This window comes from Thomasclavelia ramosa DSM 1402 (genome assembly GCF_014131695.1).
Taxonomy (GTDB): Bacteria; Bacillota_I; Bacilli_A; order Erysipelotrichales; family Coprobacillaceae; genus Thomasclavelia; species Thomasclavelia ramosa.
In genome coordinates, this window is the sequence record NZ_CP036346.1 from 2695678 (window position 1) to 2711781 (window position 16104).

Annotated in this window: 17 protein-coding genes; 4 read left to right on the top strand and 13 right to left on the bottom strand. The window is 30.7% G+C overall.

Annotated elements, in window-relative coordinates; translation table 11 throughout:
• Nucleotides 1-22 precede the first annotated feature (22 nt).
• The 7 genes from EYR00_RS12960 to EYR00_RS12990 all read right to left on the bottom strand — a co-directional run bounded on the left by EYR00_RS12960 (nucleotide 23) and on the right by EYR00_RS12990 (nucleotide 6729).
• Nucleotides 23-2212, bottom strand: a complete 2190-nt coding sequence (locus EYR00_RS12960; RefSeq protein ID WP_029481154.1) for a bifunctional diguanylate cyclase/phosphodiesterase — start codon at nucleotides 2210-2212, stop codon at nucleotides 23-25.
• 109 nt (nucleotides 2213-2321) lie between these two features.
• Nucleotides 2322-2753, bottom strand: coding sequence for a winged helix-turn-helix transcriptional regulator (locus tag EYR00_RS12965; protein ID WP_003537121.1), 432 nt, complete (start codon nucleotides 2751-2753; stop codon nucleotides 2322-2324).
• 26 nt (nucleotides 2754-2779) lie between these two features.
• A complete protein-coding gene (locus EYR00_RS12970; RefSeq protein WP_003537119.1) occupies nucleotides 2780-3940 on the bottom strand; it encodes a cytochrome c biogenesis protein/redoxin in 1161 nt (386 codons plus the stop codon).
• 1 nt (nucleotide 3941) lies between these two features.
• Nucleotides 3942-4250 carry a thioredoxin gene (gene trxA / locus EYR00_RS12975; protein ID WP_003537117.1) on the bottom strand — a complete coding sequence of 103 codons (309 nt, stop codon included), beginning with the start codon at nucleotides 4248-4250 and terminating at the stop codon, nucleotides 3942-3944.
• A gap of 24 nt (nucleotides 4251-4274) precedes the next feature.
• Entirely contained in the window at nucleotides 4275-5594 is a 1320-nt protein-coding gene (locus EYR00_RS12980; protein ID WP_003537115.1) for an FAD-dependent oxidoreductase, read from the bottom strand.
• Between the two features lie 110 nt (nucleotides 5595-5704).
• Complete coding sequence (locus EYR00_RS12985; RefSeq protein ID WP_003537113.1) at nucleotides 5705-6370, bottom strand: nitroreductase family protein; 666 nt, start codon at nucleotides 6368-6370, stop codon at nucleotides 5705-5707.
• Nucleotides 6370-6729 (bottom strand): ArsR/SmtB family transcription factor, encoded by a 360-nt coding sequence (locus EYR00_RS12990; RefSeq protein WP_003537111.1) that lies wholly within the window; start codon nucleotides 6727-6729, stop codon nucleotides 6370-6372. Before EYR00_RS12990 ends, EYR00_RS12985 begins: the two co-directional genes overlap by 1 nt.
• Before the next feature lie 183 nt (nucleotides 6730-6912).
• Here EYR00_RS12990 and EYR00_RS12995 point away from each other — a divergent pair, with 183 nt between their 5' ends.
• The 4 genes from EYR00_RS12995 (at nucleotide 6913) to EYR00_RS15925 (ending at nucleotide 10471) form a co-directional block, all read left to right on the top strand.
• Entirely contained in the window at nucleotides 6913-7590 is a 678-nt protein-coding gene (locus EYR00_RS12995; RefSeq protein WP_003537109.1) for a TVP38/TMEM64 family protein, read from the top strand.
• Nucleotides 7591-7665: 75 nt separating this feature from the next.
• Nucleotides 7666-8376, top strand: coding sequence for a response regulator transcription factor (locus tag EYR00_RS13000; protein WP_008790938.1), 711 nt, complete (start codon nucleotides 7666-7668; stop codon nucleotides 8374-8376).
• Nucleotides 8377-8384: 8 nt separating this feature from the next.
• Nucleotides 8385-9452 (top strand): hypothetical protein, encoded by a 1068-nt coding sequence (locus EYR00_RS15920; RefSeq protein WP_034559220.1) that lies wholly within the window; start codon nucleotides 8385-8387, stop codon nucleotides 9450-9452.
• 209 nt (nucleotides 9453-9661) lie between these two features.
• Nucleotides 9662-10471, top strand: coding sequence for a sensor histidine kinase (locus EYR00_RS15925; RefSeq protein WP_259394446.1), 810 nt, complete (start codon nucleotides 9662-9664; stop codon nucleotides 10469-10471).
• Between the two features lie 71 nt (nucleotides 10472-10542).
• Here the strand turns inward: EYR00_RS15925 and EYR00_RS13010 are convergent, their stop codons facing one another.
• The 6 genes from EYR00_RS13010 to pstB form a co-directional block, all read right to left on the bottom strand.
• A complete protein-coding gene (locus EYR00_RS13010; protein ID WP_003537104.1) occupies nucleotides 10543-11439 on the bottom strand; it encodes a DegV family protein in 897 nt (298 codons plus the stop codon).
• 52 nt (nucleotides 11440-11491) lie between these two features.
• Nucleotides 11492-12211 (bottom strand): hypothetical protein, encoded by a 720-nt coding sequence (locus EYR00_RS13015; RefSeq protein ID WP_003537103.1) that lies wholly within the window; start codon nucleotides 12209-12211, stop codon nucleotides 11492-11494.
• An 87-nt stretch (nucleotides 12212-12298) separates the two neighbouring features.
• The gene (locus EYR00_RS13020; RefSeq protein ID WP_003537102.1) at nucleotides 12299-13996 is read right to left on the bottom strand and encodes a sensor histidine kinase; all 1698 of its coding nucleotides are present in this window, start codon (nucleotides 13994-13996) and stop codon (nucleotides 12299-12301) included.
• Complete coding sequence (locus EYR00_RS13025; protein WP_003537100.1) at nucleotides 13983-14666, bottom strand: response regulator transcription factor; 684 nt, start codon at nucleotides 14664-14666, stop codon at nucleotides 13983-13985. The genes EYR00_RS13020 and EYR00_RS13025 overlap by 14 nt, the downstream gene beginning before the upstream one ends.
• 12 nt (nucleotides 14667-14678) lie before the next feature.
• Nucleotides 14679-15338, bottom strand: coding sequence for a phosphate signaling complex protein PhoU (gene phoU, locus EYR00_RS13030; RefSeq protein WP_003537098.1), 660 nt, complete (start codon nucleotides 15336-15338; stop codon nucleotides 14679-14681).
• Nucleotides 15339-15347: 9 nt separating this feature from the next.
• Nucleotides 15348-16103 (bottom strand): phosphate ABC transporter ATP-binding protein PstB, encoded by a 756-nt coding sequence (pstB, locus tag EYR00_RS13035; RefSeq protein ID WP_003537096.1) that lies wholly within the window; start codon nucleotides 16101-16103, stop codon nucleotides 15348-15350.
• Between the last annotated feature and the right edge of the window lies 1 nt (nucleotide 16104).

A 16104-nucleotide genomic window follows, 5' to 3' on the forward strand; every position in this document is an offset into this window, starting at 1 on the left:
CTTGAATAAAGTTCCTTTTTATTTATTTATTTATATTTTCCAATACAAATAATGCTTCAAATTCTTTTAGCAGCATCGGCCGATAATAATAATACCCTTGAATATAATCACAATCATGAGCTTCAAGAAACTCTTTTTGTTCAATCGTTTCCACTCCCTCGGCTACAACTTCAAGGTTTAACTTATGACATAATTGGATTATCTCTTCAATAATAATATGACTGCGAGTATGTGTATAGTCATTTGTTCTAAAAAACTCCTGATCAATCTTCACTACATCAATAGGAAGATCTTTTAAGATATTCAAGGATGAATATCCGCTTCCAAAATCATCTAATGCTACTTTAAAATGATAACTTTTTAATTGATTTAAAATCTTAATTAACTCTTCTTTATGATTAAGTGCTGTTGTTTCTGTGATTTCAATCTCTACTTGTTCGGGATTAACATTACACGCTTTAACCAGATGAATCAATTTATCCACATATCCCTCATTAAAAATATAAGTTCTTGAAACATTGACAGAGATACTTATCTTAATACCATAATACTTGTTCCAATAATCGATCTGTTCCAAAGCTTTTTTAAAAATATGGAAATCAAGAGCTTCCAACATTCCGTTTTTTTCATAAACCGGGATAAAATCACCAGGTGAAATAATATTGTACTCAGGATGATGCCAACGTGTTAAAATTTCGCCTGAGCAAACCTTCCCTGTTTGAAGATTTACTTTCGGTTGAATGTAAGCTTTAAAATGATTAGCTTTTAACGAATCTTGAAACTCTTTTTCAATTTGCAATGCATAAAGCTCTTTTTGAAAAACTTCTTCTTGATAAAAGCTCACATCATCTTTTGATAAACGTTTTAAATCATTACTAGTATATTGAGTCTTCTTGAAAGCCAAATTAATGTCAACATCATCCTCAAGAATTTTATAAACACCAAAATGGAAATAATATGGTGAGGTATTATATTCTTTCGCAAATTCACCTCTAATATAATTGGCTAACACAAATAAACGATTCTTGATTTGTTCAAAGTCATCACTATCCAATAAAATTACAAAATGATCGGCAGATTGGCGACAGCAAAATTCTTCATTTTGACATTGAGTATCTATGCAAATAATAATTTGTTTTAATAATCTATTAGCAATCTCTTCTCCATATATTTCATTAAACCATTTAAATCCTTTAACATCACAATTTACTAAAACATATTTAGATAAATGATTGATATTTTGACAATATTCAATAAACCGATAGTAATTATAATGACCAGTAATCTCATCTTCATAAGCTAATTTAGTAATTTGCAGCTTATTTTTCCCTTGAATAAAATAAAAATAAGCAACTACGACTGCACTGCCAACCCCAATTATAAGCCAGGTAAGATAAGCTGTTTGAATAAAATTTTGAAACTTCCCAGTTACAGCTTCTTTGGGAAAAACAGAAGCAACTAGCCAATCATTACCTTCAATATTAGCATAAATCAAATAATTAAGAGTATTATTTTCATCACGAAAGTTTATTATGCCCTTCCCATTTATATCGATATCATTAAGATCAATGCCATTCAACGATTCAATATTATTAAAATCATCTGTCTTCTTATTACTTAAAACAACATCACCATTTTCATTAAAAATAAATGCATAGCCAACATTATTATAAGTTGCAGACGACAAAATACTTGATAACTTATCTGTATAAAAAGTAGCAAACAAAACCCCACTAACTTCATTATGTTTATATATTGGTACAGAATAAACATTGATTGCCTCACCATCCGTATAATCAGTAATACTTTTCGAGGTTACAGTTTTACCATTTAATGAATCTTTAAAATAATCTCGATCAGAAATATTAAAAGTCTGATGATCAGAGGTTACTACATTTCCTTGTAAATCTGCTATACCAAAACGCTTTACCCCATCCCTTTGTGCCAACTGGTTTAGATAATCAAGTAATGGCTCTTGAAGAATTCCATCTTGTTGAATAATTAAACTTATCGTCGTTAATTGGGTCAAATTTTCATTGATCCGGTTTTTTATTGCTTTAGCTGTCTGATTGGTTAAATCATTCAAATACTCGTCAGTTTCACTATACAGATTATCTGACAAGTTATTAATATACAAAGTTGCTAAAGTTCCAAAGAGAATTAATAGTATTATTGCAACAATAATTGATTTCTTCATTATTGAACTTCTCATTATCTTCACCACTCTTTCTTCTATTATAGCTAATTCTATAAAGAAAAGCATTAAAATAAAAAGGCCATAGCCTAAATAAGTTAAATAAACTCATTTGACTATAACCATATTATTCTTTGGGAGCAATTTTTAAATCTTCCTTATTAATAATTTCACCACATTCTTTACAACGATAAACAATCTCGATTTCACCTTGACATCCATCATGGCTAATACATTTATAACTTTTATCTAAATGGCGATCACCCCAGATAATCAAAGCATTATAAATATCATCAAGATCAATACTTTTAGCTGTTAAACTATATCGATAACGGGGAGGATGTTTTGAATATAGTTCACATTGTAATAAATCATCTTGACAGAGCTCCTTAAGTCGATTTGATAATAAATTTGTAGGGATACCTGGTAATGACTCATGAATCTCTTTATAAGTATGTTTTTTTTCTTTTACCGCATGAAGAATCAATAATGTCCATTTATCACCAATTATATTTAATGTTTGAGCGATATTACAACAAAGATCATATTGCTTTTTCATTTTATTCACCTCAGTTCAATCATATCTTACTTGCCTTTTAACGTTCGGTCAATAATATTTTCCATCATATCACTCGATAATTGTCCAACTACAGAGCCGTATACATTCCCATCACGATCAAACATATATGTTGTTGGTAAGCTTGTAATCTGAAAGCTACTGCTTAAACGACCATCATCAAATATAACTGGCATAGTAAAGCCTTTTTCTTTTAAAAACTTTTTAATTCCAGCAGCATCCATTTCCTGACCTCCTGGCATTACAACTGTTAGAATAGCTATATCTTCACTATTTTGATATTTTTCTGAAAGTTTTTGAATTTCCGGCATTTCTCTTTGGCAGGGAGGGCACCAAGTTGCCCAAAAATTCAAAAATACTACCTTTCCATGATAATCAGCTAAGCTAATCGGTTTATCATCTTGATTCAATAAAGCATTGCCATAATTAACCGAATCATCACTATTTTCAGCTTGGTTAGTGGATACTTGCCCTTGTGAAGGTGACATATAATTGCTAATTGTATTAAGTTTGCCACTAAACATCATCAAACCAAAGATAATCAAAATAACAGCGCCTATTTTAGTTGTATATTTAACTATATCACGATGGCTATTTAACCAGTTTAAAGCTTTATTTGTAAACAATCCTAAAACTAGAAATGGTAAAGTAAAACCAAAAGCATAAATAATCATTAGAAAATTACTATACCAAAAATCACCTGAACTAGCTGCTAAAAGTAAGATTGATGACAGCGCTGGCCCAATACAAGGAGTCCAAGCAAAACTAAATGTAAATCCCATGATAAACGCCACCATCACATTCATTTTATTATCTGTTTTTAAAGAAAAACGGAAAGTTCGTTGTAAAAAATTTATTTTGATAAATCCTAACTGATAAATTCCTAATAAAACGATAAGAATACCGCCGATTCGAACAAATAAAGTCATGTGTTCTTTTAAAAAACTTTGTAATAAATTTATTGACGCATTCATCAGAAAAATTGCTAAAAGTATCCCAAAGATAAAGCTGATTGTAAATAATAATACTTTTTTATTTGAGTTTCTTTTTTCGTTACTATTACCAGCTAAATAGCCCATATAAATAGGAATTATTGGTAAAACACAGGGTGAAAGAAACGATACTAACCCTTCAACAAAAACTAATGCAAGACTTATATGTGTTGCCATTTTAACTTGTAATCATTGCTAAGATTTCAGGATATGGAATAAATCCAATTTTTTGATTTACAATCTGTCCTTTTTTAAAGGCTATTAGTGTCGGGATTGTTTGAACCCCATATACCGCAGCAATTTCTGGATGTTTATCAACATCAATCTTTATCACTGTAGCATCAGCATTTTCTTCCGCTAGTTTTTCAATATTAGGACCAATCATCTTACATGGTCCACACCATGTTGCAAAAAAATCTACTAATACTTTTTCATTTTTGATTAATTCATCAAATTCTTGTTTATTTGGATATAATACATTACTCATTTTTATTTTCTCCTTTTTTCTATTTTATAAATCAAACAAATCATTTAACGCTTCAGCCATTGTTGGATGTGTAAAGATTTGGTTCTTTAGGACCTTGTAAGATAAATCATTATTCATCACTAAAGTTACTAAATTAATTAATTCTTCTGAATGTTCACATAACAATACACAACCTAAGATTCGCTCAGTTTTTTTATCAATGATCGCTTTCAACAATCCTTCTGGTTTTTTTAGAACATTAGCTTTAGGTACTGCAGCTGTTAATAACTTAGTCACAATCACTTCATAACCGGCAGCTTTAGCTTCTACTTCACTTAAACCAATTCTTGAAAAAGTTGGTGAAATAAATACCGAATAAGCAATATTACCACGATTTAAAGTAGAACGCTTTTTATCACCAAATAGATAATCCATAACAATTCTTGAATCATCTAAAGAAATATAAGTAAACTGAAGACTACCTTTTACATCACCAAGAGCAAAAATATTTTTCTTTGTTGTTTGCAGATACTTATTGACTACAATTTCACCTCGTTGGTTAACCTCAATACCTGCAGCATCAAGATTTAAATCAGCTGTATTTGCCTTACGACCAGTAGCCATCAATATCCCGGCGAAGCGTTGTGAAACTTGGTCATTATAAGTAACTAGAACTTCTTCGCCTTCATTAGCAAGAGCTTGAATATTAGCATTAAAAACAAACTTAACACCTTGTTTTTCTAAAATTCTTTGAATTTCTTCAGCAATATCCCGATCCTCACGAGCAATCAAACGATCATTACTTTCATATACTGTTACCTCGCTACCATAACGTGCATACATACTAGCAAATTCTAAACCAATATATCCACCGCCAATGATTGCTAAGGTTTTTGGCAGTTCTTCTAATTTCATCAAACTAGCACTTGTGTATACTTTGTTAGCAGTTGCTAGCCCCTTAATTGGAGGCATAACTGGAGTAGCTCCAGTATTAACAAAGATCAGGTCACCAAAAATTATTTCTTCTTCATTTTCGGTACAGATAGCTACATGGTGGTCATCCACAAATTTGGCAGTTGCTGTAATTACATCAACATTTTGTAAATCAGCTAATTTTGCATAATTCTTATTACGTAATTTAGTAATTAAATCCTCTTTATTAATTATCGCATCATGATAATTATATTTTTCTGCTTGAGTGATTAATGATTTTGAAGGAATACACCCTTCATTGATACATGTCCCACCATACATTTGAGCGGATTTTTCAATTATTGCAACCCTTTTTCCTAATTTTGCCATCTTACCAGCAATTGTTTTACCACCTTTTCCAAAACCAATTATTATTGCATCATACTGTTTCATTTTCAGTTCCTCCGTTCCTTACATTTACACTTTAACATAGTAACTTTATTTTTTCAAGTAATTTGATTTAAGAAAGTTATAATTAATAAAAAAACTGGATTTTTCCAGCTTTATTGCCATATAAAGTTGTTCGTTCCAGCTCCAATTTCAAAATGATATTTAACAATTCCTAAATCTAGCTTTGTATAAAAACCCAGACCCGGCTTTACTTTGACAGTATTATCATTAAGGATAAACTTAAACTTTTGTTGATTCATCGCTGTTGGCGCTAATAAAGCAGTTTTAACACCTGTTTCAAACCAACTAGGCATATCTCCAGTAACTTCACTAACTTGCTCAATCGTCTTAATTTTATGTGTAGCTCCATTATCAATACCATAACCAAGTGTAATCAAGCAACATAAACGCTCATCATCGTCAATCACAAAGGCACTTTTAACTTTCTTGTATGTCAAAGCCACCCAACAACTGTTCAATCCAAGCTGCTGAGCTTTTAAAACGATTTTCTCACCATAATAACCGCACATTTCCTCAAGTTTCACACTCTTTTTTCCAATTAATGCCAAATAATTTTTGACCCCACTGAATTTACCATAATGAGCCATAAAGTTATCAAAGGCTTTTGGTTCATCCAAAATCAATTGAATATTTAAACCACTTGTCTGATTACATTGATTAATAAAATCCAATAATTCTTTTTTTATAGAATCTGGAATTTCTCTATCTTGATACATTCTGACTGAATGCCGTTTTTGAACTGCTTCTAAAAGTTCCATTACTCTTCCTCCATTTCACACCTTGATACATTATTCATAATCTCTTTAATATGCTGAAATAAATTAATCAGTTTATCAATTTCACAATGCTGCGGTTCTAAATAATAATAAATACAAGTCTTAACTTTCCGCGTCTTAACAATTCCTGCCTGCTTTAATATTTGTAAATGATGAGATACCGCCGGTCTAGAAAGATTTACTTTGGGAGCCAAATCAATTACCCGACTACCATCACATGAACCTTCAAGCATAATCAATAATAAATACATTCTTGTCTCATCACCAAGTGCATTAAAAACTTTTTGACTCGCTAAAAATTGTTTTCTCAAAGATTCGCTATCTTGAATTGTATTTTTCATCGATTCATCCTCCCTGTTCAAATATTTAAACACTTGTATTATAGCATAATAACTGTTACTTATTTTATCGGTAAAGAAAATCAAGATAGAGATATTATCTTTAAGTTTTCTTTAGAATCACTTTTTAACTTTTGCTAGTTATGTTTTAGATTCGTTGTCTATACTAATAACGAGGTGAAAAAGATGGATAAACTAAATGAGCATAAAAAAAACCTTTCGCTTTTAATAACCGGTTTCATAATTATTACAATTCTGTGTCTAGTTCTTTATCATTTTTTTGAAAACTTTTTAAATGATCCTATTGAATTGAAAGAAAAGTTAACTGAATTTGGTAGTTGGGGAAAATTAATTCTTGTTGCTGCTATGGCAATCCAAGTTATTTTTGTTTTTTTACCAGGTGAAATAATCGAGATTGCTGCCGGATTTAGTTATGGAACTATTGAAGGGATGGCAATTTGTTTACTTGGTGCTATTATTGGTACTATCGTTATCTATGCTATTGTTAATAGATATGGCATCAAGTTAGTTAATCATTTTTATGATACTAACAAATTTAATGAAATTTCATTTTTAAAAAAAGAAAAAAATCTTGAAATTATCCTCTTTGTCATCTTCTTTATTCCCGGCACTCCTAAAGACATTTTAACATACCTTGCACCTTTTACGCGTTTAAAACTTTCAAGTTTTATATTCATTACTAGTATCGCTAGAATCCCATCTGTAATTACAAGTACAATAGGGGGCAACGCTATCTCAAATCAAAATTATCGTTTTACAATATTTATTTTTGTAATTACTGGAATTATTTCCATTTTTGGCCTTCTTAGCTATAAGCGTTACATCAAGAAAAAAAATCTTTAGAAAATCTTTTGAAATCATTTCTACTATTCTTTAATGATTGGCTTTATAATTAATATTATGAAAGAGGGTATGAGGATGAATCAAGATAATATATTAGTGGTAGAAGACGAAATTGAAATTGCCAAAGCCATTGAAATATACTTAAAATCACAAGGTTATAATGTATATATTGCTAATAACGGGAAAGCTGGTTTAGAGATGGTGGAAAGATATGATATCCATCTTGCTATCGTAGATATTATGATGCCAGTAATGGATGGAATTGAAATGACAATGAAAATAAGGGAAAATTATGATTTCCCAATTATTTTCTTATCCGCTAAATCTGAGGATATTGATAAAATTACAGGATTAAATATTGGTGGTGATGATTATGTCACCAAACCATTTGTTCCAATGGAACTCCTAGCGCGTGTTTCTTCACAATTACGACGCTATCATAAATATTTAAATATGATCGGTAAGATTCAAGAAGATCAAGCAGCAAATAAATATGTTGTGGGTGGTCTAGAACTTGATCTTGATACCAAAGAAGTTAGTGTTGACGGTAAAGCTGTTAAAGTCACTCCAATTGAATTAAAAATTCTCGAATTACTAATGGAAAAGCCCGGGAGAGTTTTTTCAAGCGAACAAATTTATGAAAATGTTTGGCATGAAGCTGCAATCAACACAGAAACAGTCATGGTTCATGTGCGAAATTTGCGAGAAAAAATCGAAATTAACCCTAGTAATCCCCAATATTTAAAAGTTGTCTGGGGTGTCGGTTATAAAATTGAAAAACAGTAGGTGATAAAATGAACAGAAAAAAAATAATTTTTTCAATTTTAACAATTGTAATTATTCTCCTTAGCAGTGTTGGTATATATAGCTGCTATGAGGTTGTAGAAACCAGTAACGGGAAAAGTATTAACTTTTCAAGTAATCAAATTCTTTATGATATTTTTGACAATATCTATGCTCTGAGCTTCCAGCTTGACAATGTCAGCAAAAAAGAAGGTATTCCAAAATATCTTACTGCCAACGAAGAAGCTAGTGATGAATTTTATCGGAATAATATTTTATATTGTCGTGAAATGATGTCTGAAAAGAAAAATATTAAATACTATGCAGAAGGCAATAATAATAGCTTAGGTAATACTAATGACGATATAAAAAACATTCGTAACAATAAAGAATTGAAAGAAAAATATCAATGGTATTTAATGATTCACTTTGATGAAAATGGTCAATTTAGCTATGATACTTTAGGCTGTTTAGTAGCTGGCAATCAAAACTATGAACTAGTTTGGAATAATTATAAACAAACATATTTTCAATATCTCCAAGAGTATGATGAAGATAGTACATTGCATAATCCAGTAAATACAACTATCTACTTTGCCGTTCCCCATAAAATCGTAAGCAATTCAATTGATACGATTGCCTGGTATAGCGAAAAAAACAATCGAACTATAAATGTTGAAAATATTGTGCCATTTGCTGCAATTGCTGTAGCTGCTGTTGGCTTATTTATCTTATTAGCTCCATATGAAACAATTAAAGAAATCAACATCTTTAAATATCCCGCTAAAATCAAATTAGAACCATTAGTAATTGGGATTACATTGGCATTTGCAGGAATAATCGTTGTAATTTATGGTTTAATTCTCGATACCATAAACGGCTATTACATTACTAAATTGTCAGGGATTGGTTTTGGTGAATCAAGTGAACTGATCCTTGGAGCGATGAATGTACTATCATGGGCAGCTTTTTTATTCCTATGTATGTTCTCTGTCTTTTATTTAAAATCATTCTTTAAAGAAGGGATTATTAATTCTATTAAAAAAATACTGTTTGTATTTGGTTACTTAATGTATTAAGAAAGATAATTTATAAAGCCAGTAGATTTGACTTAAATGATGATACAAATAAAACAATTCTTAAAATCGTTTTAGCAAACTGCTTAATTATATCAATAATCTGTTGTTTCTTTACCTTTGGTATTTTCTTTGCCTTAGTATATTCTGCCATTTTATTTATTATTTTAAGAAAACGATTTGATGAACTTAAACATGATTATGAAATTCTATTGGATGCTGTTAAACGTTTATCAAACGGTGATTTTGATGTTGAAATCAATCAAGATATTGGTATGTTTAATTCTTTAGGTACTGAATTTTCTAATATTAAAGATGGCTTTGAAAAAGCTGTTAGCGAGGAAGTAAAATCACAAAAAATGAAAACTGAATTAATCTCTAATGTCTCTCACGACTTAAAAACACCATTAACCTCCATCATTACTTATATTGATTTGTTAAAAGACGAACAACTTGATTATGAAAAAAGAAAAGAATATCTCGATACACTAGATCGTAATTCACTTAGATTAAAGAACTTAATTGATGATCTTTTTGAAGTTAGTAAAGTCAATAGTGGTGATGTAAAACTCAACCTTGTTGATGTCGATATTATTGCATTGATCCAGCAAGCTAAGTTTGAATTAATAGATAAATTTAACGAAAAAAGCCTAATTTTTAAAACTGCTTTTCCAAATGAAAAAATTATTTTATCATTAGATAGTTTAAAAACATATCGTATTTTTGAAAATCTCTTAATGAATATTGGAAAATACGCTTTAGAAAATACACGTGTTTATATCGATATTGACAATAGTGATGATGAAGTTACAATCACTTTTAAAAATATATCAGCAGATGAAATAAAAGTTAGCGAAGATGAATTAGTTGAGCGTTTTGTTCAAGGTGATACTTCAAGAAATACTAGTGGTAGTGGCCTCGGTTTAGCTATTGCTAAAAGTTTCACTGAACTGCAAAAAGGTAATTTTAAAATTAGTGTTGATGGTGATTTATTCAAAGCATCGGTAACTTTTAAAAAATAATTTCATACAAAAAGACTTGTATCCTAACAAATAAGGTCTACAAGTCTTTTTATCATAATTGAATTTTCATTTTACTTTTGTAATTTTTCAAGTAGACCAACACCTAGTGGATGTGGTCCTGTATGAACACCGATCGTTGCTCCAATTTGCCGAATTGGTACCTCAGCACTAAATGATGGATCAAACCCTTTCAAAGCAGCAAGGAATGTTGTTTTAAACTCTACAGCCTCATCATAATCATAACCAAATCCTATACAAAAACGATATTTACTCAATTCCAAATTATCTTCCTTAAAATAATTAATAATTTGTTCAACTATCTTTTGTTTAGATTTTTTTCGTCCGCGTGTTAATCCGTTATTAAATATTTCTCCTTCTTTAAGCAAGATCAAAGGTTTAATTCCCAAAGCTCCAGCCGCAATTCCTGATAATTTTCCAACTCTTCCACCATGAACTAAATAATCCATACCACCAATAGTAAAGAAGATCCTTCCAGTGATTTTAATTTTGTTAATATATGCAACCGTCTCCTCAAAGGTTGCACCCATCTGCTTGTATGCAACCGCTTCTTCTACTAACATTCCTTGTAATACCGTATTAACGGTAGCATCGATAACTTCAATTTTCACATCAGGAAATTCATCAGTAAGCATATTTTTAGCATTCATTGCTGAATTATATGATCCCGAAAATTTTGTTGTAATACAAATACAAATAATATCAATACCATCTTTAGCCAAAGGTCCAAAAACATCTAAATAATCTTGAATCGACGGCATTGACGTTTTAGGAAATACTTTGGGGTTATCAATCATAAATTGATAGAAATCACGGATACCCAATTCAACAATTTCCTTTTGATGATTAATCCCATCTGTTGATACATAAAAAGGTACTACTGACACATCAAGCTCTTGTGCACGTTCGGTTGACAGATCGCAAGATCCATCTGTTATAATCTTATACATTCTTTTTCCTCTTCTCTATAATACTATAATTATAACCCCTAATTATTAACTTTTAATAAACTACTTTACTTTTTCTTTTATTGATCAGCGATAAACTCCGTTCTATTTCAGCTTGGACAACTGGATTTTGAAAATCCAGCTGTTTTAAAAAAGCCTCACTTTGATTAAACGACGATAAACAAATGATCAATTTCCATTTCATCAATTCATTATCATGATAACGTTCAAATGATTGAATAACTGTTTGATAATTTTTAGCAGTTGCCAATTCTTGATGATAAAAAACCATCCAGCCAATTGCATCAATTGCTTCTGCAACCACTTTATCTTCAGGATAATTAATGATTTCTAAAATCGTAGAAAAATAATCAGGATTCATTTTAGCCATAGTTCTAGCAATAATATCCCGTGGCAAAGGATAGCTTTTTTTCTTTGATACCTTTTCAGGAATCGTCCGATGTTGATTACCTCTAATTGTCCCCATATAAGGAATCATTCTTTTTATTGTCAACTCATTTCCGGTAGTCAAAATATCGCATATTTCTAATTTAGTATATAAGGCTTTTTCTTTAACCAACATTCTAAGTAAGATTTCATCAAGTTCATTAATGTCAACAAAGCTTCTAAGAATAAATAACGCCGCAGTACGATTTACGGCTGTTTTATCTTTTAATAGTTCTAATAACTCCTCTTTTGAATATAAAAAGTAGGGTTCGGCTTCTGTATTTGTTAAAAAGCCACGTTTTCTAAGTGTTTCAGTATCTGTTTTCATAGTCTTATTATACCAAAAATTAATTCGCTTAAAAAGTTTATTACTACTTCAATCTACAAATAAAAAGCCACAGTTATCAAACTGTGACTAAATAACTTCTTCTTCCATTGGTAAAGTTACTTTAAATGTTGTTCCTTCATGTAATTTACTTGTTAATGTAATATTTCCTTGATAATATTGAACGATATGTTTGACAATCGCTAATCCTAGACCAGTTCCCCCTGTTTCTTTATCACGACCTTGATCACACCTAAAGAAACGTTCAAATACTCGTCCTTGATCAATTTTTGAAATTCCTCGTCCAGTATCACTAACTTCAATGATAATATTACGACCAAATTGGTATGACTTAATTATAATTTTACCACCATCAACATTATACTTAATTGCATTAGTAATCAAATTACTTAATAACTGATGCATATGCTGATGATTTGATGTATATGTAATATCTTCTAATTCTTTATCTACTTGTAAATGTTTCTTATCAATCTCTACTTGCATCGTATCAATTATCTCATCTACTAGTGGTGTTAAATGAACTGGATGCTTGATTACATCAACATCTTTATTTTCTAATCTCGATATCATTAAAATATCATTAATTAAAGTAGACATATTATTCACTTCATCATGAATTTTATCCAATGCTTTTTTTGAAGCATCTTTATCATTGATAACTCCCGTTTCTAATAATTCACTATATCCACGAATCGAAGTCATTGGTGTTTTCAACTCATGAGAAACATTAGAGAAAAATTCCTGACGCATCTTCATAGCATTATGCTGCTCAGTAATATTTACAAACAGCAAAGTTACCCCATAATCAACCTTAGCGACATAACAGTTATAGAATTCTTTTTCCTTTTCAACTTCAACTACCTGTTGTTCATCACTTAAATGGTCAAGTGCATTAATAATTTTAAAGTCAAAAATAAAGTCTTTGATTGAACAATTTAACTTGATTGTATGACCATATAATTTTTGAGCTTTACGATTAACCATTAAAACTGTTAAATCACTATCTAATAAGACAAAGCCCTCTTTCATTTGATCAAGAATCCCATTGATTTTTATTTGTTCACTTTTAAGCTTTTTCATAGTATCATGAATTGTTTTAGCCTGTTCTTCCAATTTTGAAGCAATGATATTAAACTCATCATATTTATAACTATCAAATTCTAGTTCACGATAATCCTTCATTTTTGTAACCTGTGTCGTAATATCCTGAATTGGTGCTGTCAATGTATTAGCAAATCGTTTCGATAAGAATAAAGCAATGACTAACGACATTATCGCGCCTACCCCTAGCGGTCTAACCAAAGTTGGAAGATTATCAAAAATACCATTATATGGTAAAGCCAGACGAACTATATATCCTTTATTAAATACTGCCACATAGAGCATATTTCTTTTAACAGTACTTGAGTAACGGGTTGCATAACCAACCCCTTCACTTAGAGCCTGTTTAACTTCTTCACGACCTTTATGATTTTCATCAATTTCTTCACTACCACTATCTGCTAATACTTCACCATTAGTATCAATGACAGTTAATCTAGTTTGATCATTGTAAGCAAGTGGATTCAATGCATCTACTTGTGCTTTTAAATCGTGTGATTCATCTAATTGATAATCAACCAACTTAACCGCGTAAAGCATATCATGTTTAGTATTTTCCAACATTTGACTTGATAAAATAACCATTGAAACACTGCTTGATAAAACTAGAGTGACTAATAAAACTGTGAGAAAATAGCGAAAAATAGTTTTATTCACTACCATCACCTTCCTCATAAAAACGATATCCAACACTACGTATCGTCTTAATATACTTATGGCCATCATCATTTAATTTACTTCGTAAAGCACGAATATGAACATCTAAAGCACGAGATTCACCAATAAAATCATATCCCCAAATTTCGTTTAATAATTCTTCACGTTCAACTACACGATGTTTATTATCCATTAAATAGACCAATAATTGATACTCTTTATTAGTTAATTCTAATTTCTGATCATCTAATTTTACTAAACGTGTTTGCTTGTCAACAGTAAGATGTTTAGTTCTAATAATATCGCTAGTAACATGGCGTCTTAATAATGAGCGAACGCGAGCTTGCAATTCAAGAATCCCAAACGGTTTAGTCATATAGTCATCAGAACCGCTATCTAAACCATTAACCTTATCTATCTCACGATCTTTAGCACTTAAAATTAAGATAGGTAATTCACTATCAGTTTCACGAATTTCCTTGATTGCATCAATTCCGCTCATTTTTGGTAACATTAAATCAAAAATAGCTAATGATGGTGCTTTTTTATCAATTTCTGCCAGTGCATCGATAGCATTATCAAATTGAACAACTTCATAACCATTGCTTACTAATGCTAAATTAATTATCTCGCGGATATTTTCATCATCTTCAACTACAAATATACGTTCACCCATGTTCAGTCCCCCTTAGATCAAACGATAATTATCAACTGTTCCAGTTTGGTTAAATTCAACCCATTCACAAATATTTACAGCATGATCACCAATTCTTTCGAAATATTTAGCAATCATTAGGAAGTTAATCGCTAAATCAATCGTTTCCTTTGACTCATTTACTATTTGTATTAATTCTACCTTAACTTCTTCAAATAGTCCATCCATATCATCTTCCAATTTTTTTACTTCTGAAGCTTTTTTTAAATCATGCTGATGAAAAGCTTCAATTGATTGTTTAACCATATTTTTAGCAAGATGAGCCATATTAGGTATATGTTCAACCATTTTATAAGGGCAGGTTACATCTGTATCTAATAAAATTTCTGCAATATCTGCTCCTTGGTCACCAATTCTTTCTAAATCTGTAACGACTTTTAAAGCTGTAGACACATTTCTTAAATCACTAGCTACAGGCTGTTGTTTTAAAATTAACGATAGACAACGAGCTTCTATCGTTCTTTCCATATCATTAATCACTTTGTCTCCAGCTAAAATATCACGGCATAATTCACGATCTCCTGATTTAAATGCCACAATACAGTTTTCAATTGCTAAAATAACTAGATGACACATCTTATCAAGATCTACGTGTAATTTGTTTAAATCATTTTCAAAATTTGTTCTTAACATTTTTTTCTCCTATCCAAATCTTCCGGTAATATAATCTTCAGTACGTTTATCTTTAGGCATTGCAAAAACATCCTTAGTTTTTCCATATTCAACCATCTCACCTACTAAGAAAAACGCAGTATAATCAGCGATACGACTCGCTTGCTGCATATTATGTGTAACAATTGCAATCGTATACTTTTCTTTAAGTTCCATTAACAATTCTTCAATTTTTAATGTTGAAATTGGATCCAATGCACTTGTTGGTTCATCTAATAAGATCACATCAGGTTCTACTGCTAAAGCACGAGCAATGCACAAACGTTGCTGTTGTCCTCCAGATAATCCTAAAGCACTGCTGTGCAAACGATCTTTTACCTCTTCATATAAAGCAGCTGCTTCTAATGAATCTTTAACAATCTTATCTAACTGTTTTTTATTTTTGATTCCATGAATTCTTGGTCCATATGCGATATTATCATAAATACTCATCGGAAACGGATTTGGCTGTTGGAAAACCATTCCAACTTTTTTCCTCAAAACCGTTGTATCAACACGACTATCATAAATATCTTCACCATCAAGAACCACACTACCAGTTATCTTAATATCTTTAACATAATCATTCATGCGATTTAATGTCTTTAAAAATGTTGATTTACCACAACCGGAAGGCCCGATAAAAGCCGTAATTTTATTTGTTTTAATATCTAGACTAACATTTTTTAAAGCATGCTTTTCACCATAATACAGATCTAGATTTTTTGCTTCAATTTTATTTTCCATT